The following is a 19,700-nucleotide window of genomic DNA, read 5'->3' as shown; positions in this document are numbered from 1 at the left end:
GTGGCCCCGGTGACATGCGCCGGCGGCCTTGTCACCGGCGAACGCGCCCCGGGACGCGGGGCAACTAAACGCGCCGCAGTTGAAACCAAAGGACACGTCAAGTTGTTCCCCTGACGTAGAAAGTTGATTGTGCTGACGCCCTTGCGCCACAGAAGCGGCCAGCCGGGTCCTGCTGACGCCGAGTTGTGCGGCCTTGGACTTGACGTGCACCGGGCTTGCAGGCTCAACGAAGAACGTACGAATCGCGCATGACGGCCTGTTGCGCGCGACGACCCCCAGATGCTGCCCGGACGCGTCCCTGCCGATGCGTTCTTGATGGACAAGGAAAGCGAACGATGCGCCTCGCACCCCTCTTTGCGGCGCTGGCCCTCGGGCTGGCGGCCTGCGGCCCAAGCCAGGAAACCGCCACCGCGCCCGCCCCGACGCGTTCGGCCGAGGTGCCCGCGATTTACCAGGCCCGCCAGGACGCGGGCCCGAGCGGAGAGGTCATCCAGATCCCGGCCGTCCGCGCCGCCTACCTGACCGACCGCAACCGTCGCCAGATGGTCCCCTTCAACGGCAGCGAGGCTCCCGGAAGCATCGTCGTCGATCCCTATGCGCGCGTCCTCTACCACGTGCAGCCCGGCGGGCAGGCGATGCGCTACGGCGTGGCGGTCGGCCGCGCCGGCAAGGGCTTCGAGGGCTCGGCCACCATCGCCCGCAAGGCATCGTGGCCCAGCTGGCGCCCGACCGACAACATGATCCGCACCGAGCCCGAGCTGTACAGCCAGTTCGCGGGCGGCCTGTCGGGCGGGATGCACAACCCGCTCGGCTCGCGGGCGCTCTATCTCTACCAGGGCAACACCGACACCTATTACCGCATCCACGGCACGATGGACCCCTCGTCGATCGGCAAGGCGACCTCGGCCGGCTGCATCCGCCTGTTCAACCAGGACATCATCGACCTCTTCGAGCAGGTGCCGAACGGCACCCGCGTCACCGTCCGCTCGCAGAGCGACAGCCTGCGGATGGAAGGCCCGATGATCGAGACGCCCGAGGGCTACGTGATCCCCGCCTCCGAGATGCAGCAGGCGCAGGCGCAGGGGCAGGCGCCGGCCGCCGCGCTCGCCGCGCCGGCCTATGACCCGATGGCGGCGCAGCCGGCCGATCCCTACGCGCAGATGGCGACCGCGCCGGCCTTCGATCCGATGGCCAGCGGCGCCGTGGCGGTGACCGATCCCTTCGCGCCGAGCGCGCCGGCGGCCCTGCCCGCGGCCACCGCCACCACCTGGGTCTCGCCGGTCGAAAGCGCCGTGCCGGCCTGGTAGGCATCGCCTGCCCCGCGGAACCTGCGACGGACCCCGGCCCCGGCCGGGGTCTTTCCATTTGCATCCGCAGCACAATTTGAGCAAAGTCTTGGCGTGCGCGATGTCCTGCAACCGGGTTTCCAGAGTGGTCTGATGCCGAATTATCTTAAGCTCGAGCAGGACCTTCTGGGTCCCGACCTGCGCGATCTCACCCGGCAGAGCCGGCAGCCCGAGCTTGGCGAGCTTGCCGATGCCGCGCTTCTTGCCCTGCTGGAGGACCTGCGCGCCGCCGAATCCGACGCGCCCGAGGCCGCATCCGAGGCCGCCGCGCCCGGCCCGCGCGACCTTCTGGCCGCCGCGATCCGCCGCGCCGAGGCCGAACGCCGCCGGCGTGGCCTTCCCTCTGCCCGCGCACGCAAGGCAGGAGCGGCCAGCGCGCCCGCGCCTGCCAAGGCGGTCGCGGTGAAGCCCGGCAAGGGCGCCGGCGCCAAGCGCGCGCCCGCCACCGTTCGCCGCACGCCGCCCGGCCGCAAGCCGGCCGAGGCGCGCAAGACCGATCTGCGCACCGAACCGCACCGCCTCCCGCGCCGGAAGGGCGCGGCGGCCGACAACCAGTCACTCACGAGGGACGACAGGATGACCGACAAGGAAGCCGCCAAGGCCGCGAAGAAGGCCGAGAAGCAGGCGGCGAAGGCCTCCGAGAAGGCAGCCGCCGCCGAGGCGCGCAAGGCCGAGAAGGACGCCGCGCGCGACGCGCGCAAGGCCGAGAAGAAGGCCGCCAAGCAGGCCGAGAAGGACGCCGCCAAGGCCGAGCGCAAGTCGGCCCGCAAGGCCGAGAAGAACGCCGCTCGCGCCGAGACCCAGACCGCGGCCAAGCCCGCCAAAGACAAGTCGGCCAAGGACAAGCCGGCCAAGGAGAAGCCCGCCGGCAAGGCCCGCGCCGCCGCTGCCGCTGCCGCCGAGGCGCCGAAACCCGCCCGCGGCAAGACCGCGGCCGCCAAGGCGGAGAAGCCCGTCAAGGCCGAGAAGCCGGCAAAGCCCGCCAAGGCCGATGCCGGCAAGGGCAAGGGCAAGACCCGCCCGGCCAAGGCCGACTGAGGCCGCGCATGACCCATGCCGGCTGATCCTCCGAAGACCCCGGCGCGCCCGGGCTGGCGCGCGCTCGCGACCCGGCTCGCCGCGGTCGCGCTGCTGCTCGCGCCGGCCCCGGCGGGGGCGGCGCCAGCCGTTGACGCGCTTCTGGGGCTTCCGCCGCCGCGCCTGACCGACCAGATCCGCTGCACCGATGACGGCCGCGACTGCATCCGCCAGAGCAGCTATGCCGCCGATGTCTGCCGCCTGATCGAACGCAACGCCGCCGAGCACCGGCTGGACGCGGCCTTCCTCGCGCGTCTCCTCTGGAAGGAAAGCCGGTTCGAGCCGGCGGCGGTCAGCCCGGCCGGCGCGCTCGGGATCGCGCAGTTCATGCCCGGCACGGCCGCGCTCTACCGGCTGGACGACCCGTTCAACCCCGCCCAGGCCATCGCAAAATCGGCCTGGTACCTGCGCCGCCTCACGGACCAGTTCGGCAATATCGGCCTTGCCGCCGTCGCCTATAATGGAGGCGAGGCGCGGGCCGCGCGCTTCAAGGCGCGCGAGACCTCGACCCTGCCCTTCGAGACGCTGGACTATGTCGAGGCGATCACCGGCCACAGCGCCCATCGCTGGCGCGACCAGCCCCCCGCCAGCGGCGATCTGAAGCTGGCGCTGGCCGATGGCATGCCCTTCCGCGCCGCCTGCGAACTGATGGCCGACAGCCGCAAGCTGCGCGAGTTCGACACCCAGCCACGCGTCTTTCCCTGGGGCGTGATCGTCGCAAGCCATCCCAGCCAGTCGGGGGCCGCCCAGCAAGTCGCGCGCCTGAACCGGACGCTGCGCCCGATCCTAGATGACGGCCGCCGCGTCGGCTATGTGCGCAAACGCATGAACGGCATGCCGAGCGCCGTCTACACCGCCCAGGTCGGCTACGAGAGCCGCACCGACGCCATCCGCTTCTGCACCCGCTTCCAGAGCCTCGGCGGCCGCTGCATCGTCCTGCGCAACTGACCCATCTTCTGTGTTGAAATATCCCCGGGGGTGAATTGGCCGCAGGCCAAGAGGGGGCAGGCAGCCCCCTCCTCCGCGCTCAGAGGAAGCTCTGCGGGTCGATGTCCACCGACAGGCGCAGGTTCACCGGCAGCTTGATCGGCGCCAGCCAGTCCGCGATGGCCGCCTGCAACGGTGCCTGGCGCGGCGCGCGGACCAGCATCCGCATCCGGTGCCGCCCCCGCACCCGCGCGATGGGCGCCGGCGCCGGCCCCCACAGCTCTGCCCCCGCCTCGGCCAGCGGCAGGGCGGCATCGGCCAGGTGACGGGCGAAGTCGCTGACCACCGACAGATCCGGATGCGACAGGATGATCCCCGCCAGCCGGCCGAAGGGCGGCATCCCGGCCGCCTGCCGGCCCGCGGCTTCGGCATCCCAGAAGGCCTCGTCGCTGCCTGACAGGATCGCCCGGATCACCGCGTGGTCCGGCTGGTGCGTCTGAAGCAGCGCCACGCCCGGCGCCGCCCCCGACTGACGCCCCGCCCGCCCCGCCACCTGCCGCATCAGCTGGAAGCTGCGCTCGGCCGCGCGCAGGTCGGCCCCCTGCAGGCCCAGGTCGGCGTCGATCACGCCCACCAGCGTCAGCTTCGGAAAATTGTGCCCCTTGGCGACGATCTGCGTGCCGATGATGATGTCCGCGCCGCCTTCCGCGATCCGCGCGATCGTCTCCTTCAGGGCCCGCGCCGAGTGGAAGAGGTCCGAGGACAGCACCTCGGCCTTCGCCTCGGGGAACCGCGCGGCGACCTCCTCGGCGATGCGCTCGACGCCCGGCCCGACCGGCGCCAGCTTCCCCTCGACCCCGCAGGAGGGGCAGGCCAGCGGGATCGGCCGCGTCTCGCCGCATTGGTGGCAGACGAGGCGGTTCTGGAAGCGGTGCTCGACCATGCGGGCATCGCATTGGTGACAGCCCACCTGCTCGCCGCAGGCGCGGCAGACGGTGACGGGCGCGAAGCCCCGGCGGTTCAGGAACAGCAGCGACTGCTCGCCCCGCGCCAGCCGCGCCTCGACCGCGCGGACCAGCGTCGGAGAGATCCAGCGCCCCGCCTCCATCGCCTCGGCCCGCAGGTCGATCGCGGCCATCTCGGGCAGCTCGGCCGCGCCATAGCGCGAGCGCAGGTCCAGCCGCTGATACTTGCCCGTCGCCGCGTTCACCCAGCTCTCCAGGGACGGCGTCGCCGAGGCCAGCACCACCTGCCCCGCGTTGATCGAGGCGCGCAGCACCGCCATGTCCCGCGCGCTGTAATAGACGACATCCTCCTGCTTGTAGCTGCCGTCATGCTCCTCGTCGACGACGACCAGCCCCAGGTCGCGGAAGGGCAGGAACAGGGCCGAGCGCGCGCCGACCACAAGCTGCACCTCGCCGCGCCCGGCCATGTGCCACAGGCGCCGCCGCTCGGAGCGGGTGATGCCGCTGTGCCATTCGCCGGGACGGGCGCCGAAGCGCGCCTCGACCCGGTCGAGGAACTCGGCCGAGAGCGCGATCTCGGGCAGCAGGACCAGCGCCTGCCGGCCCTGCGCGAGGCACGCGGCCACCGCCTCCAGATAGACCTCGGTCTTGCCCGATCCGGTGACACCGCGCAGAAGCGTCGTGCCGTAGCCGCCCGCCTTCAGCTTGGCCCGCAGCGCATCGGCGGCGGCCTGCTGGTCGGCGTCCAGCGGCTTGCCCGGCCGCGCCGGGTCAAGCGCCGGATAGGGCAGATCGCGCGGCGCCTCGATCTCGGCCAGCGCGCCCTGCGTCACCAGCCCCTTGACCACCGACACGCCCACGCCGGCGAGTTGCGCCAGCTCGGAGGCCGCGAAGCTCGCCCCGCCATGATCCGCCATGACCTGCATCACCCGCGCCCGTGCCTCGGTCATTCGGGACGCCTGCCCCGAGCCCGGCACGATCACCCGTCGCGCCGCCGGCGGCTGGTCGAGGTCCGGCGCCCGCGTCGCCATCCGCAGCATCAGGGGCAGCGGCGTCAGCGTGTAGTCGGCCGCCCGTGACAGGAAATCGAGGAAGCGGGCGTCGAAGGGCTCGGCCTCCAGCACCCGCGCCACGGGGCGCAGCTTGGCCAGGTCGAAATCGCCCACCCCCTCACCCCAGACCAGCCCGATCACCCGGCGCGGCCCAAGCGGGACCAGCACCAGCGCGCCCTGCCGCACGCCGCCCTCGGGCGCCAGATAGTCCAGCATCCCCACCGGCTCGCAGGTCAGGACGCCGATCCGGGCGCGGGCGGGAAAGAAGGCGGGCATCTTCATCGGTTGCGATAAAGCCATGCGCGCCACCATATGCAAGGCAGCATCGGCGGGCGCGGCCCTTCTGACTTCCGGGCGCCGACCTTTTGCGCTATCACCCCCCAGAACCGAACCGAGGAGCCTTGGCCCATGAAATTCTTCGTCGATACCGCCGACATCGCCGCCATCCGGGACCTGCACGAACTGGGGATGGTCGATGGCGTGACGACCAACCCCTCGCTCATCGCGAAGTCGGGCCGCAACATCGCCGAAGTGATCCGCGAGATCTGCGAACTGGTCCCCGGTCCCGTCTCGGCCGAGGTGGTCGCTTCGGACGCGGCCGAGATGATCCGCGAGGGCAAGCACCTGGCGCAGATCGCCGGCAACATCACCGTGAAGGTGCCGCTGACGCTGGACGGGCTCAAGGCCTGCCGCGCCCTCTCCGACGACGGGCACATGGTCAACGTCACGCTCTGCTTCAGCCCGGCGCAGGCGATCCTGGCCGCCAAGGCCGGCGCGACCTTCATCAGCCCCTTCATCGGCCGGCTGGACGACATGCACCTGGACGGCGTGGACCTGATCGCCGACATCCGCGAGATCTACGACAATTACGGCTACGAGACCCAGATCCTCGCCGCCTCGATCCGCAACGTGAACCACATCATCGAGGTCGCCAAGATCGGCGCCGACGTGATCACCGCCCCTCCGGCCGTCATCAAGTCCATGGCGAACCACCTCTTGACCGACAAGGGGCTGGAGCAGTTCAATGCGGACTGGGCCAAGACCGGCCAGAAGATCCTCTGAGGGGACGGCGCGCATGAGCACGGGGCTTGAGCCCGAGATCCGGGACCGCATCCTCGCCGATCCCGAGACGATCCTTGGCGACGCCGACGTCATGCGCGCCCTCGTCGGGGCCCGCGACGCCGAGCTTGGCGCCAATGTCGTCGACATCCGCGGCCGGGCCATGCAGGCGCTGGAAGACCGGCTCGGCCGGCTGGAGAGCGCGCATGAGAACGTGATCGCCGCGGCCTTCGACAACCAGTCCGGCACGGCGATCGTCCACCGCGCCGTGATCGGCCTTCTGGAGGCGGTGGATTTCGAGGATCTCATCGGCTGCCTGCAGTCCGAGATCGCGCCTCTCCTGCGGATCGAGACGCTGCGGCTGATCGTGGAAGCCGACCCGCCCTTGCCGAAGCTGCCCGAGGACGTGTTCATCGCCCCGCCGGGCGCGGTGGACCGGATCGTGACGGCCGGCCGGCGGGCGCCGCGGGGCGACGACATCGTGTTGCGTCCCGCCTCGCCCATCACGCAGCCGATCCACGGCCGCGCCGTCGCCTCGGAGGCGCTGCTGCCGCTGGACCTCGGCGCGCGCCGGCCGCGGGCGATGATCGTCATGGGCAGCGCGGATGCGACGCGCTTCATGCCCGCTCACGGCACCGACCTCTTGCGCTTCTTCGCGCAGGTGCTGCGGCTGGTCCTGCTGGCGCGCCTTCGGGGATGAGCGCGGCGGCCGGGCAGCCGATCCTCGCCTTCGCGCCGGCCACGGCCGAGGCGCTGACGCGCTGGCTGGACAGCGAGGCCGCGCTGCGCGACCGCTCGCCGCACACCATCGCCGCCTATCGCGGCGATCTGACCGCCTTCCTGCACTTTCTCGCCGGCTACTGGGGCGAGGCCGTCACCCCGGCCGCGCTCGGCCGGCTGGCGCAGGCCGACATGCGCGCCTTCGCCGCCGCCGAGCGCGGGCGCGGGCTGGGGCCACGTTCGCTGGCGCGGCGCCAGTCGGCCGTCCGCAGCTTCCTGCGCTGGATCGCGGACCGCCAGGGCTTCGATCTGTCGGCCGCGTTGTCCGCGCGCAGCCCGCGCTACGCCCGCTCGCTGCCCCGGCCGCTGACGCCGAGCCAGGCGCAGGACACGCTTGACCTCGTGGCGACCGACCATCCGACGCCCTGGATCGCGGCGCGCGATGCGGCCGTGCTGACGCTGCTCTGGGGCTGCGGGCTGCGCATCTCGGAGGCGCTCGGCCTCGACGGTCGCGACTGGCCCTTCACCGAGGCGCTGCGCGTGCGCGGCAAGGGCAAGCGCGAGCGGCAGGTTCCGGTCCTGCCCGTCGCGAAGGCGGCGGTCGCGGACTACCTCTCCGCCTGCCCCTGGCCGCTGGCACCCGACCAGCCGCTGTTCCGCGGCGCGCGCGGCGGCCGGCTGGATGCCGGGGCCATCGCCGCCAGGATGCGCAGCGCCCGCGCCGCGCTTGGCCTGCCGGCCACGGCGACGCCCCATGCCATGCGCCACAGCTTCGCCACGCATCTTCTGTCGGCGGGGGGCGATCTGCGGACGATCCAGGAACTTCTGGGCCATGCCAGCCTCTCGACGACGCAGGTCTATACCGGGGTCGACGATGCGCGGCTTCTGGATGTCTACCGCGCGGCGCATCCGCGCGGGTGAACCCCGCCGCCGGGCCGGGCGTTCCGGCCTGACGCACATCACGAGGGAAACATGACCGACCACGCCATCTTTCACCGCCCCCTCCGCGCCGAGGTGCCGCAGGGCCACGACCAGGCGATCTTCGGCATGGGCTGCTACTGGGGGGTCGAGCGGCTGTTCTGGCAGCAGCACGGCGTCTGGCTGACCGAGGTGGGCTTTGCCGGCGGCGAGACCGAGAACCCGACCTATGACGAGGTGAAGACCGGCACGACCGGCCATGCCGAGGTGGTGCGGATCGTCTATGACAGCTCGCTGATCAGCTACGACCACCTGCTGAAGCTGTTCTGGGAGAACCACGACCCGACCCAGGGCGACCGGCAGGGCGGCGACATCGGCAGCCAGTACCGCAGCCTGATCATGGCCTGCAACGACAGCCAGGCCGCGGCGGCCGAGGCCTCGAAGATCGACTACAACAACCGCCTCGCGGTGCAGGGCCTGCCCGAGATCACCACCCGGATCATCCCGGCCGGCCCCTTCTGGCCCGCCCACGAGGCGCATCAGCAGTATCTTGAGAAGAACCCCGACGGTTATTGCGGGCTCAAGGGCACCGGGGTAGAGGCCTCCATGCCCAACCCGGACCCGATCTGATGCCCACCTTCACCGCGCTGACCCACCTGAAAGGCCGCGAGGCCGCCGAGGCCCTGTCCGAAGCCTGCGAGGACCTGACCCCCGAGCCCGTGGGCACCGGCATCTTCGAGATCGAGGACGGCAGCGAGCGGTGGGAGGTCGGCGCCTACTTCACCGAAGCGCCGGACGAGATCGGCCTCGCGCTGCTGGCCGCCGCCCATGGCGCCAACCCCTTCGTCATCTCGGAACTGCCCGAGGTGGACTGGGTCGCCCATGTCCGGCGCGAACTGACCCCCGTCCGTGCCGGCCGCTTCTACGTCCATGGCAGCCATGACGCGGACAGCGTGCCCGAGGGTGTCGAGGCGCTGTGCATCGAGGCCGCGATGGCCTTCGGCACCGGCCATCACAACACCACCAAGGGCTGTCTCGAGGCGCTGGACCGGCTGGCGACCGAGGGCTTCCAGGCCGAGCGCGTGGCCGACATCGGCTGCGGCACGGCGGTGCTGGCGATGGGCGCCGCGCGGCTCTGGCACCACACGGTGCTGGCCAGCGACATCGACCCGGTGGCCGTGGACACGGCAGCGGCGAACGTGATCGCCAACGGCCTTGCCGGCCGCGTCGTCTGCCTCGAAGCGGCGGGCTTCCAGCACCCGACGCTGCACGAGGCCGCGCCCTACGACCTGATCCTGGCGAACATCCTCAAGCAGCCCCTGATCGACCTTGCGCCCGACATGGCCGCGCATCTGCGCCCCGGCGGCAAGGCGATCCTGTCGGGCATCCTGGTGACACAGGCAGACGACGTGGCGGCGGCCTACCGGGCCGCCGGCCTTGCGCTGGACCGGCGCGACGATCTGGGCGACTGGACGACGCTGGTGTTGACGCGCGGCTGAGCCGCGCATGAAAAAACCCCCGCGAGCGATCGTGGGGGCTCGTTCATCCGGCCCTTTCGGGCCATGCGGCGGGCGTCAGAGGCCGCGCGCAATCCGCTCGATGTCGCCGCGGGTCAGGCCGATGTCGTCCAGCTCGCGGTCCGAAAGGCGGTTCAGCTCGCGCCGGGTCACGCGCGTGTCGCGCCATGCTTCCAGCATCGAGGTGAAGCGCGCGACGATGCCTCCCTGGCCCAGTGCGGCGCTGTGGTTGGTGTCGATCGTCGTCATTTTATCACCTGTTCATAAACTGCCCGCCTATCGGGCAGCACTCGGACAGAGAGGCACATAAGCCGAGCAGGACGATGCGAGTAGCCGGGAAAGCGGCATGCCCGCCATGCGCCCGGCGCAAGGGAAAAGCGCCTGTTCCGCCGCCGCCGTTCGCAGGATCTTCATCCTTTTGTGCCGCAGCTCGTGCCGCAGCGAGCAGAGGCCGTCAGCCGCCCTGCCAGTCCCCCAGCTGCGCCTGCCACAGGGCAAGCGCCGCGACGGCCGCCGTATCGGCGCGCAGGATGCGCGGCCCGAGGCTGACCGGCGTGACGAAGGGCGTCCGGCCGAGCCGCTGCCGCTCGGCCTCTGAGAACCCGCCCTCGGGGCCGATCAGGATGGCCCAGGGGCCGCGCGGCAAGCCGGCGAGCGTCTCGGCCGGGCCGGCGCGGGCTTCGTCCGCCCAGAGGATGCGGCGCCCCGCGTCCCATCCGTCCAGCAGCCGCGCCAGCGGCACGAGGTCCGCGACCTCGGGCACGAAGGTGCCGCCGCATTGCTCGGCGGCCTCGACGGCATGGGCCTGAAGCCGGTCCTGGCGGATACGCTCGGAATTGGTGAAGTCGGTCTGCACGGGCAGGATGCGCGCCGAGCCCATCTCGGCCGCCTTCTCGACGATGAAATCGGTGCGGGCCTTCTTGATCGGCGCGAAGATGAGCCACAGGTCCGGCGGATCGCGCTGCGGCGCCACCTGCGCCAGAAGCTCGAGACTGCCGCCGCGCTTGCCGGCATCAAGCAGCCGCGCCGACCACGCCCCGTCGCGGCCGTTGAAGACGGTGATCTCGTCCCCCGGCTTCAGCCGCATGACGCCAGACAGGTAATGCGCCTGCGCCCCGTCCAGCGGCGCGGCTTGCCCCTCGGCCAGCGGGTGATCTATGAACAGCCTGATTTTCGCCATGACGGGGCAAGGCTATGCAAGATCAACGGCAAGCGCCAGATGCCGCCCTCCATTCCGTGTCCGACGCACCCGCGGGCAACTGGGTGGACCGCTACGCCCCCGCCTGGTCGCGGCCTTGGCTGCGCCTCAGCCGCGCCGACCGGCCGATCGGCACCTGGCTTTTGCTGCTGCCCTGCTGGTGGGGGATCGGGCTGGCGATGATGGCGGACGCCCCGCGCTGGTTCGACCTGTGGATCGCCCTCGCCTGCCTGATCGGGGCCTTCGTCATGCGCGGGGCGGGCTGCACCTGGAACGACATCACCGACCGCGACATCGACGCGCAGGTCTCGCGCACCCGCTCGCGGCCGCTGCCCTCGGGCGCGGTGACGCTGAAGGGCGCCTATGGCTGGCTGATCGCGCAATGCCTCATCGGCTTCGTGATCCTGCTGACGCTTGGCTGGGCGGCGATCTGGCTAGGCGTCGCTTCGCTGGCGCTGGTCGCGATCTATCCCTTCGCCAAGCGATTCACCTGGTGGCCGCAGGTCTTCCTTGGCCTTGCCTTCAACTGGGGCATCCTTCTGGCCTATGCCGCGCATATGGGGCGGCTGGACCTAGCCCCGGTCGCCGCCTACCTGGGCGCGATCGCCTGGACGATCTTCTACGACACGATCTATGCCCATCAGGACGCCGAGGACGACGCGCTGATCGGCGTCCGCTCCACCGCGCGCCTTTTCGGCGAGGCGAGCCCGCGCATCCTGCCGACCTTCGCCCTTGTCGCGGTCGCGCTGCTGGGGCTGGGGGCGGCGCTGGCCGGTCGCAATCTCTTGATGGCCTTCGCCGGCATCCTGGGCTTCGCGCTGCATCTGGGCTGGCAGCTCTCGAAGTTCCAGCCGGATCATGGCGCTAGCTGCCTTCGCCTGTTCCGCAGCAACCGTGACGCGGGGCTGATCCTCGCAGGGTTCCTGGCGCTGGCAGGGCTGGTCTGATTGCACGGCTGACGCGCGGGGGCTAGATGTGGCCCGCCGATCACAGTCCGGGAGCCTATCCATGACCGCGCGCAGCCGCCTGACGACCTCGCTTGCGACCCTTCTGGTGATGGGTGGCGCCGGCGGGCTGTTCTGGTGGGGCGCGCAGGCGGCGGCCGACTTCATCGAGACGCGCTCGACCGAGGAGGTGCGTGCAGCGCTCGCCGCCGCCGGCCAGGACTGGGTCGAGGTGCGCGCCGACGGGCTCGAGGTCCGCCTGACCGGCACCGCCCCCTCCGAGGTCGAGCGCTTCCGCGCAATGAGCCAGGCCGCGACCGCGGTGGACGCGACGCGGGTGCTGGACCGGATGACCGTCGCCGCGACCGAGGCGATGACGCCACCCGAGTTCAAGGTCGAGCTGCTGCGCAACGATGCCGGCATCTCGGTGATCGGGCTGGTTCCGGCCTCGACCGACCGGGTGGCCCTGATGCGCCAGTTGCGGACCGAGACGGCGGCGCCGCAGATCACCGACCTGATGGAAAGCGCGGATTATCCCGTGCCGGAGGGCTGGACCGAGGCGCTGGATTACGGCGTCGCGGCGGTGCAGGCTTCGGCGCAGTCCAAGATCTCGATCCAGCCCGGCCGGGTCCAGGTGACCGCCCTTGCCGGCAGCGCGGCCGAGAAGGCCCGGCTGGAGACCCGCCTGCAGGAGGCGCGTCCCGAGGGACTGGCGCTGCAGGCCGAGATCTCGGCGCCGCGCCCGGTCGTCTCGCCCTTCCTGCTGCAGGCCGTCATGGACGCGCGCGGAATGCGGATCGAGACCTGCGCCGCCGATGACGAGGACGCGCGCGAGAAGATCCTGGCCGCCGCCGAGGCCGCCGGCGTCGCGGGCAGCCCCGCCTGCACGCTGGCGCTCGGCGCGCCCTCGGGCGATTGGGGCGATGCCGCCAGCCTTGCCATCTCGGCGCTGGCCGAACTGGGCGCGGGTCGGCTGACGATCAGCGATGCCGATGTCGCGCTGCTGGTGCCCGCAACGCTGGACCGCGGGGCACTGAACCGCGTCACCCAGAGCCTCGATGCCGCCCTGCCCCGCGTCTTCGCCCTGACGGCCGAGCAGGAGCAGGCCGAGGACGCGCCGCGCGGCCCGGTCGAGTTCGTGGCGACCCTGTCCGAGACGGGCAGCCTGACCCTGCGCGGCGGGATCGCCGACACCCGCATGCGCGAGGCGGTGGACAGCTTCGCCAACTCGCGCTTCGAGGTGGCGCGCAGCACCCTGCGGCCCAGCCCCGACGTGCCGGGCGGCTGGACGGTGCGGATGATCGCGGGACTGGAAGCCTTGGGCGTGCTGGCATCGGGCAGCGTGCAGGTGACGCCCGAGCTGATCACCCTCAGCGGCACCTCGGGCGATCCCGACGCGCCCCGCACGGCCGCGGCGCTCTTGTCGCAGCGGCTCGAGCCGGGGCTGCCCTTCGAGCTGGCGATCCGCTACGACCGCCTTCTGGACGAGGGGCTGGGCCTGCCGGACGGCGAGGAATGCGTCGCGCGGCTGAACCTCATCATGTCGGAATCCGAGATTGGCTTCGAGCCGAGCCGGTCCTCCATCGCCGGGGATCCGGCGCCGACGCTGCGCGGGCTCGGGACGGCCATGGAGGACTGCGCCGAGTTCCAGATCGAGGCCGGTGGGCATACGGATTCGCAAGGCTCGGAAGGGTTCAACGCGGACCTCTCGCGCAGCCGGGCGCAGGCCATCGTCTCGGCCATGGCCGAGGCGGGGATCGACGTCGGCAACATGACCTCGCGCGGCTATGGCGAGAGCCAGCCGATCGCCACGAACGAGACCGAGGAGGGCCGCGAGGCGAACCGCCGGATCGAGTTCCGCCTGATGTCGCCCCATCGCGTGCGCAGCGCGCCGCTGCCCGAGCCGGTCGTGGTGACCGGCGTCACCGGCGCGGACCCCGCGCCCGAGGCGGAAGCACCGGCCCCGGCCGTGGCCGCAGGCGGGTTCGGCCCCGAGCGCCCGCAGGTGCAGGGGCCGGTCCTGCCGGGCCCGGCGCCGCAGATGCAGGGCCCGGTCCTGCCCGCCGCCCGCGAGCTGTCGCTGGCGCCGCGGACGCTTGGGGCGAGCGAGGAGTTCCAGACGCTGGACGAGCGCGAGGAAAGCATTAGGCTGCCGGTGCTGACGCCGACCCCCGAGACGCCGCGTCCCTCGGCGCGGCCCGCAGGCGTCGGCGCGCAGGACGAGGACCTGACCGCCGAATGAACCGCTCCGAATTCATCGCCGCCACCGCCATCATCCTGTTCGGCGCCTTCCTTCTGGGCTGGTTCGCCTGCTGGCTGCTGCACCGGCTGACGCGGCCGGGCCGCGAGGACATTGCCCAGCACGGCAGGATCGCCCATGCGCTGCACGAGGCCGAGGCGGCGCGGGATGCCGCGCGCGAGACGCTGGCCGAGCGCGAGGCGGTGTTTGCAGAGCGGCAGGCGGGTGCGGCGGCCGAGCTGCGCGCCGCGACCGAAGGCCTGCGCGAGGCGCGGGCCGAGATCGAGGAGCTGCGCGACTTCATCGAGCAGCGGCTGGCCCGGCGGTAAGGAACGGGGGCGCTCGCGCCCCCTCTTGGCCTGCGGCCAATTCACCCCCTGAGGATATTTCGGCACAGAAGATGCGGCGGGTGCCGAAGCCTTCAGATGCCGGCGTCGATGATCGCGCGGGCCAGCACCGGCACCGTGTGCTGGTTGAGGCCCGCGATGTTCAGCCGCGAGTCGCCGACCATGTAGATCGCCGCCTCCGATTTCAGCTGTTGCACCTGCTCGGGCGTGGCGCCGAGGCGCGAGAACATGCCGCGGTGATGGGCGATGAAGTCGAAGCGGTCGCTGCCCGAGAGCTGGCGCAGCTCGGCCGCCAGCTGGTCCCTGAGGCCCAGCATGGTGTTCCTGACCTCCTCCAGCTCGGCGGCCCAATCGGCGCGCAGGGCGTCGTCGGTGAGGATGGTCTGCACGATGCGGGCGCCGTGATCGGGCGGGAAGGAGTAGTTCTGCCGGTTGAGGTAGGCCATCGCGCCTTGCGCCAGGTCGCGGGCCTGCGTGGTCTCGGCCAGCGCAATCAGGATGCCGGTCCGCTCGCGGTAGATGCCGAAGTTCTTCGAGCAGGAGGCGGCGATCAGCACCTCGGGCAGGCTTTGCGCGACGAGACGGGTGGCCTCGGCATCCGCGTCGAGCCCGTCGCCGAAGCCCTGATAGGCGAGATCGATCAGCGGGACGGCGCCTGTCGTCTGCAGGATGTCGATGACCTCGCGCCACTGGTCCAGCGTCAGGTTGGCGCCGGTCGGGTTGTGGCAGCAGCCGTGCAGAAGGACGATGTCGCCCTTCTTGGCGCGGGCGATGTCCTGCTTCATCGCTTCGAAATCGACGCCGCGGGTGGCCACGTCGAAATAGCGATACTCGACGTAGGGCAGGCCCATGAACTTCATGATCGACAGGTGGTTCGGCCAGGTCGGGTCCGAGACATGCACCGTCAGCCCCGGATGGGCCATCCGCGCCAGTTCCAGCGCCTGTCGGATCGCGCCGGTGCCGCCCACGGTCGCGACCGAGGCGAGGCGGTCCGCCGGGACCTCGGCCAGCACCATCTTCGCCATCGCGCTGCGATATTCCGGCTCGCCGGCGAGGCCTGTATAGGCCTTGGTCGTCTGCGTCTCCCAGATGCGCTGCTCGGCCGCCTTCACCGCGCGCATGACCGGAGTCACGCCCTCGGGGTCCTTGTAGACGCCGACGCCCAGGTCGATCTTGCCCTGGCGGGTGTCGGCCTTGAACTCCTCGATCAGCATCAGGATCTTGTCAGGGGCTTGCGGTTGCAGGTTGGACAGCATCAGGCGTCTCCGGTTGCGATATTCAGGTCGGGAAAGCTGCCCCATTCGGTCCAGCTTCCGTCGTAGAGCGCGTTGTCGCGGTGGCCGATCCGCGCCAGCGCCAAGGACAGGACGGCGGCGGTCACGCCGCTGCCGCAGGTGGTGATGACGGGGCGGTCGAGGTCCACGCCGGCGGCCTGGAAGGCGGCGCGCAGCTGGTCAGGGCGCAGCAGGGTGCCGTCCTCGGCGAAGAGCTGGCCGAAGGGGAGGTTCCGCGAGCCGGGGATGTGGCCGCTGCGGAGACCCGAGCGCGGCTCGGGCGCCTCGCCGCGGAAGCGGGCGGCCGCGCGGGCGTCGACGATGCTGGCGGCGCCGAGCTTGGCGGCCTCGGCGACCTGGGTCACGTCGCGCACCAGCGCCGGCTGGCGGGTGGCGGTCAGGTGGCGGTCGCGGATCTGCGGGGCTGCATCGTCCAGCGGGCGACCCTCGGCCCGCCACTTGGCGAGGCCCCCGTCCAGCACGGATGCGCGGCGGATGCCCATCAGGCGAAAGGTCCACCAGGCGCGGGCGGCACTGCGGACGTCGCTGTCGTCGTAGATCACCACCTGCTGGCCGTCCCCGATGCCCAAGGCGCGGACGGCGGCGGTGAAATGCTCGGCCGTCGGGGCCATGTGCGGCAGGGCCGAGCGCGTGTCGCTGATGGCGTCGATGTCGAAGAAGCGGGCGCCGGGGATGTGGGCGGCGCGGTGTTCGGCGCGGGCGTCGCGGCCGGAGGCGGGCATGTGCCAGCTCGCGTCGAGGATGCGCAGGTCGGGGTCGTTCAGACGCGCGGCCAGCCAGTCCGTGCCGACCAGAACCTCGGGATCGTCCGTCATGCTGCCCCCCTCGCTGCGCGCACCGCTCTACAGGGCCGCGCGCAGGGCTGCAACGTCAACCCTGCTTCAGAAGCCGCTGTTTCTGCCGGTTCCAGTCGCGTTTGGCGCTGGTCTCGCGCTTGTCGTGGTTCTTCTTGCCCTTCGCGACGCCGATCTTCAGCTTCACGATGCCGCGGTGGTTGAAGTACATCACCAGCGGGATCAGCGTCATCCCCTCGCGCGCGGTGGCCTGCCAGAGGCGCGACAGCTCGCGCTTGTTGACCAGCAGCTTGCGGCGGCGGCGCTCCTCGTGGCCGAAGACGCCGGCGCGGGCGAGGGCCGCAATGTAGCCGTTGATCAGCCACAATTCGCCCCCTTCGACCGAGGCATAGCTTTCGGCGATGTTGGACTGGCCGGTGCGGAGCGACTTCACCTCGGACCCGGTCAGCATGATGCCGACCTCGAGATCGCTCTCGATGAAATAGTCGAACCGGGCGCGCCGGTTCTCGGCGATCACCTTGTAGTTCTTGCTGTCGTCGTCCTTGGCCATGACGCTTGCAGATAGGGTTGGCCGGCCGCGCTGTAAAGGGCGCGTTGCGCCCGGTGCCCATCCGGGCCAGCATGCCGCGCAAACGGAGGTGCATGATGCGACATGGCGGGCAGATCCTGGTGGATGCCTTGAGGCTGCACGGGGTGCGGCGGGTCTTCTCGGTGCCGGGCGAGAGCTATCTGGCGGTGCTGGACGGGCTGCTGGGCGCCGGCATCCAGAACGTCGTCTGTCGCCACGAAGGGGGCGCCGCGATGATGGCCGAGGCCTCGGGCAAACTGACCGGGATGCCGGGGGTGTGCCTGGTGACGCGCGGACCGGGGGCCACCAACGCCAGTTCGGGGGTGCATGTGGCGCGGCAGGATTCCACGCCGATGATCCTGCTGATCGGCCAGATCGCCCGCGCGGACCGCGACCGCGAGGCGTTCCAGGAGGTCGATTACCGGCAGATGTTCGGCGGGCTGGCGAAATGGGTCGCGCAGATCGAGGACACCGACCGCATCCCCGAATACATGGCCCGCGCCTTCGATCTGGCGCAGTCGGGGCGGCCCGGCCCGGTCGTGCTGGCTTTGCCCGAGGACATGCTGTCGGCCGAGGCGGACGTGCCGGACCTGCCGCCCGCGCCGCGGCCGGTGGCGGGTGTTTCCGAAGCGCAGCTTGCGGCGATCACCGAGGCGCTGGCGGCGGCCGAGCGGCCCATCGTCATTCCCGGCGGCGCGCTGTGGACGCAGGCGGATGCGGACCGGCTGACGGCCTTCGCCGAAAGCTGGGGCCTGCCGGTTGCGGTGCCCTTCCGGCGGCAGGACTACATGGACAACCGGCACCCGAACTATGCGGGCGATCTGGGCGTCGGGATGAACACGCGCATGGGCGAGGCCTTGCGCGAGGCGGATGTGATCCTGTCCCTGGGCTCGCGCCTTTCCGACACTTTGACGGCGGGCTTCACGCTGATGGAGCCGAAGGCGCAGGGGCGGCGGATCGTGCATGTCTACCCGGACCCCGACGAGATCGGGCATCTGTGGCGCGCCGATCCCGGCATCGCCGCCTGCCCCCGCGCGGTGCTGGCGGCGCTGGCCGAAGCCCCTGCCCCGCGCCGGTGGGATGACTGGACCGCGCAGCTCCGGGCGCATTACGAGGAGTGGCAGACGCCCCGCCCCACGCCTGGCACCGTCAGGATGGAGCAGGTGGTCTGCTGGCTGTCCGCGAATCTGCCCGAGGACGCGATCATGACCAACGGCGCGGGCAACTACGCCGCCTTCGTGCACCGCTACTTCCGCTTCAAGCGCGCGAAGACGCAGATCGCGCCGACCTCGGGTTCGATGGGTTACGGGCTGCCGGCGGCCATCGCTGCGAGCCTCGAGCATCCGGGGCGCACGGTCGTCTGCATGGCGGGGGACGGTTGCCTGCAGATGACGCTGAACGAGCTGTCCACCGCCGCCCAGCACGGCGCGACGCCCATCGTGGTGGTCGCGAACAACGGCCGCTACGGCACGATCCGCATGCATCAGGAGAAGCACTATCCCGGCCGCGTCTCGGGCACGGACCTCGCCAACCCGGACTTCGCCGCCCTCGCCCGCGCCTTTGGCGGGCATGGCGAGGTGGTGACGGAGGATGCCGAGTTCGGCCCAGCCTTCGAGCGGGCGCAGGGCAGCGGCAGTTTCGCCGTGATCGAGCTGCGGCTGGACCCCGAGGCGCTGACCACCTTCGCCACGCTCAGCGAGATCCGGGCCAAGGCGCAGGGATGAGGCCGGGGGCGCGCAACCTCATCACCGATGTCGCGGGGCTGCGGGTGGGAAATGCGTCGGACGCAGCGCTGCAGTCGGGGGTGACGGTGCTGGTCGGAGATGCGCCCTTCGCGGCCTCGGTCCATGTGATGGGCGGGGCGCCGGGGACGCGCGAGACGGATCTGCTGGCACCCGATAAGCTGGTGCCGGCGGTCGATGCGCTGGTCCTGTCGGGTGGCTCGGCCTTCGGCCTTGCAGCCTGCGACGGGGTGATGGCGGCGCTGCATGCGGCGGGGCGGGGCTTTGCGGTGGGCGCGGCGCGCGTGCCCATCGTGCCGGGCGCCATCGTCTTCGACCTGCTGAACGGCGGCGACAAGGCGTGGGCGCGGAACCCTTACCCCGCGCTCGGCGAGGCTGCCTTCGCGGCCGCCACCGCGCGCTTCGAGATCGGCAGCCATGGCGCGGGGACCGGGGCGCTGACGGGGAACCTCAAGGGCGGGCTCGGCTCGGCCTCGGCGGTGCTGGAGGGCGGCGCGACGGTGGGCGCGCTGGTCGTGGTCAACGCGCTCGGCCAGGCGACGGTGGGCGAGACGCGCCACTTCTGGGCCGCGCCGTGGGAGCTGGAGGGCGAGTTCGGCGGCCTCGGCCTGCCTGCGGCCTTCCCGGCAGCGCATGAGCCGGCACCGATGAAGCGCATGGGCGAGGCCACGACCATCGCCATCGTCGCCACGGATGCTGCACTGGACAAGGCGCAGCTTCAGCGGATGGCGGTCGCGGCGCATGACGGGATGGCGCGGGCGCTGGTGCCCAGCCACACGCCCCTGGACGGAGACCTGGTCTTCGCCGCATCGACCGGCGCGCGCCCACTGGCCGATCCGCTGGCCGATCCGTTCCTGCTGGGCCATGCGGCGGCGGCGACGCTGGCGCGGGCCATCGCGCGGGCTGTCTACGCGGCCCGGCCCTGCGCGGGCGACCGGCAACCCTGCTGGAGCGGTCTGGCGCATTGAAGAACGGGCGGTGCGACAAGCGCA

Annotated in this window: 19 protein-coding genes; 13 read left to right on the top strand and 6 right to left on the bottom strand. The window is 71.5% G+C overall.

From position 1 onward, the window contains the following. The first annotated feature begins 335 nt into the window (after window positions 1-335). The 3 genes from BLP73_RS13865 to BLP73_RS13855 all read left to right on the top strand — a co-directional run bounded on the left by BLP73_RS13865 (window position 336) and on the right by BLP73_RS13855 (window position 3,371). The gene (locus tag BLP73_RS13865; protein ID WP_090745783.1) at window positions 336-1,307 is read left to right on the top strand and encodes a L,D-transpeptidase; all 972 of its coding nucleotides are present in this window, start codon (window positions 336-338) and stop codon (window positions 1,305-1,307) included. A gap of 132 nt (window positions 1,308-1,439) precedes the next feature. After that, window positions 1,440-2,384 carry a hypothetical protein gene (locus BLP73_RS13860; protein ID WP_090745780.1) on the top strand — a complete coding sequence of 315 codons (945 nt, stop codon included), beginning with the start codon at window positions 1,440-1,442 and terminating at the stop codon, window positions 2,382-2,384. A 15-nt stretch (window positions 2,385-2,399) separates the two neighbouring features. Next, complete coding sequence (locus BLP73_RS13855; protein ID WP_090745777.1) at window positions 2,400-3,371, top strand: lytic transglycosylase domain-containing protein; 972 nt, start codon at window positions 2,400-2,402, stop codon at window positions 3,369-3,371. Window positions 3,372-3,450: 79 nt separating this feature from the next. Here BLP73_RS13855 and BLP73_RS13850 read toward each other — a convergent pair whose 3' ends face one another. After that, a complete protein-coding gene (locus BLP73_RS13850; RefSeq protein WP_425415695.1) occupies window positions 3,451-5,643 on the bottom strand; it encodes a primosomal protein N' in 2,193 nt (730 codons plus the stop codon). Window positions 5,644-5,775: 132 nt separating this feature from the next. Between BLP73_RS13850 and fsa the strand changes: the two genes are divergently transcribed. The 5 genes from fsa to BLP73_RS13825 are packed head-to-tail and all read left to right on the top strand — an operon-like array spanning window position 5,776 to window position 9,563. Beyond that, complete coding sequence (fsa, locus tag BLP73_RS13845; protein ID WP_090745769.1) at window positions 5,776-6,429, top strand: fructose-6-phosphate aldolase; 654 nt, start codon at window positions 5,776-5,778, stop codon at window positions 6,427-6,429. A 13-nt stretch (window positions 6,430-6,442) separates the two neighbouring features. Further along, entirely contained in the window at window positions 6,443-7,126 is a 684-nt protein-coding gene (locus tag BLP73_RS13840) for a DUF484 family protein (protein WP_090745766.1), read from the top strand. After that, entirely contained in the window at window positions 7,123-8,067 is a 945-nt protein-coding gene (locus BLP73_RS13835) for a tyrosine recombinase XerC (protein ID WP_090745763.1), read from the top strand. Before BLP73_RS13840 ends, BLP73_RS13835 begins: the two co-directional genes overlap by 4 nt. Before the next feature lie 51 nt (window positions 8,068-8,118). Continuing rightward, complete coding sequence (gene msrA / locus BLP73_RS13830) at window positions 8,119-8,694, top strand: peptide-methionine (S)-S-oxide reductase MsrA (protein WP_090745760.1); 576 nt, start codon at window positions 8,119-8,121, stop codon at window positions 8,692-8,694. Continuing rightward, window positions 8,694-9,563, top strand: a complete 870-nt coding sequence (locus tag BLP73_RS13825) for a 50S ribosomal protein L11 methyltransferase (RefSeq protein ID WP_090745757.1) — start codon at window positions 8,694-8,696, stop codon at window positions 9,561-9,563. The genes msrA and BLP73_RS13825 overlap by 1 nt, the downstream gene beginning before the upstream one ends. 75 nt (window positions 9,564-9,638) lie before the next feature. Here the strand turns inward: BLP73_RS13825 and BLP73_RS13820 are convergent, their stop codons facing one another. Further along, window positions 9,639-9,830 (bottom strand): DUF1127 domain-containing protein, encoded by a 192-nt coding sequence (locus BLP73_RS13820; RefSeq protein ID WP_090745755.1) that lies wholly within the window; start codon window positions 9,828-9,830, stop codon window positions 9,639-9,641. 205 nt (window positions 9,831-10,035) lie between these two features. Beyond that, a complete protein-coding gene (locus BLP73_RS13815; RefSeq protein ID WP_090745753.1) occupies window positions 10,036-10,761 on the bottom strand; it encodes a 16S rRNA (uracil(1498)-N(3))-methyltransferase in 726 nt (241 codons plus the stop codon). A gap of 14 nt (window positions 10,762-10,775) precedes the next feature. On the opposite strand from BLP73_RS13815, the gene ubiA reads away from it, so the two are divergent. The 3 genes from ubiA to BLP73_RS13800 all read left to right on the top strand — a co-directional run bounded on the left by ubiA (window position 10,776) and on the right by BLP73_RS13800 (window position 14,291). Continuing rightward, window positions 10,776-11,726: a 4-hydroxybenzoate octaprenyltransferase gene (gene ubiA, locus BLP73_RS13810; RefSeq protein WP_090745751.1), complete on the top strand. Its 951-nt coding sequence runs from the start codon at window positions 10,776-10,778 to the stop codon at window positions 11,724-11,726. Between the two features lie 61 nt (window positions 11,727-11,787). Continuing rightward, the gene (locus tag BLP73_RS13805; RefSeq protein ID WP_090745748.1) at window positions 11,788-13,965 is read left to right on the top strand and encodes an OmpA family protein; all 2,178 of its coding nucleotides are present in this window, start codon (window positions 11,788-11,790) and stop codon (window positions 13,963-13,965) included. Beyond that, complete coding sequence (locus tag BLP73_RS13800; protein ID WP_090745746.1) at window positions 13,962-14,291, top strand: hypothetical protein; 330 nt, start codon at window positions 13,962-13,964, stop codon at window positions 14,289-14,291. Before BLP73_RS13805 ends, BLP73_RS13800 begins: the two co-directional genes overlap by 4 nt. A gap of 92 nt (window positions 14,292-14,383) precedes the next feature. Here BLP73_RS13800 and BLP73_RS13795 read toward each other — a convergent pair whose 3' ends face one another. From BLP73_RS13795 to smpB, 3 genes are read right to left on the bottom strand one after another with little or no spacing between them, the layout of a single operon-like run. Then, on the bottom strand, window positions 14,384-15,565 hold the full coding sequence (locus BLP73_RS13795; RefSeq protein ID WP_090745743.1) for an amino acid aminotransferase: 1,182 nt from the start codon (window positions 15,563-15,565) through the stop codon (window positions 14,384-14,386). Continuing rightward, entirely contained in the window at window positions 15,565-16,419 is an 855-nt protein-coding gene (sseA, locus tag BLP73_RS13790) for a 3-mercaptopyruvate sulfurtransferase (RefSeq protein ID WP_090745740.1), read from the bottom strand. Before sseA ends, BLP73_RS13795 begins: the two co-directional genes overlap by 1 nt. 55 nt (window positions 16,420-16,474) lie before the next feature. After that, entirely contained in the window at window positions 16,475-16,948 is a 474-nt protein-coding gene (smpB, locus tag BLP73_RS13785; RefSeq protein WP_090745737.1) for an SsrA-binding protein SmpB, read from the bottom strand. 95 nt (window positions 16,949-17,043) lie between these two features. Between smpB and BLP73_RS13780 the strand changes: the two genes are divergently transcribed. Both BLP73_RS13780 and BLP73_RS13775 read left to right on the top strand, forming a co-directional pair. After that, entirely contained in the window at window positions 17,044-18,690 is a 1,647-nt protein-coding gene (locus tag BLP73_RS13780) for a thiamine pyrophosphate-binding protein (RefSeq protein WP_090745852.1), read from the top strand. Continuing rightward, a complete protein-coding gene (locus tag BLP73_RS13775; RefSeq protein ID WP_090745734.1) occupies window positions 18,687-19,676 on the top strand; it encodes a P1 family peptidase in 990 nt (329 codons plus the stop codon). The genes BLP73_RS13780 and BLP73_RS13775 overlap by 4 nt, the downstream gene beginning before the upstream one ends. Window positions 19,677-19,700 lie beyond the last annotated feature (24 nt).

The sequence above is a fragment of the Paracoccus tibetensis genome (assembly GCF_900102505.1).
Taxonomy (GTDB): domain Bacteria; phylum Pseudomonadota; class Alphaproteobacteria; order Rhodobacterales; family Rhodobacteraceae; genus Paracoccus; species Paracoccus tibetensis.
Note: the sequence above shows the minus strand (reverse complement) of the source record. Positions and strands in the feature narration are given on the sequence as shown.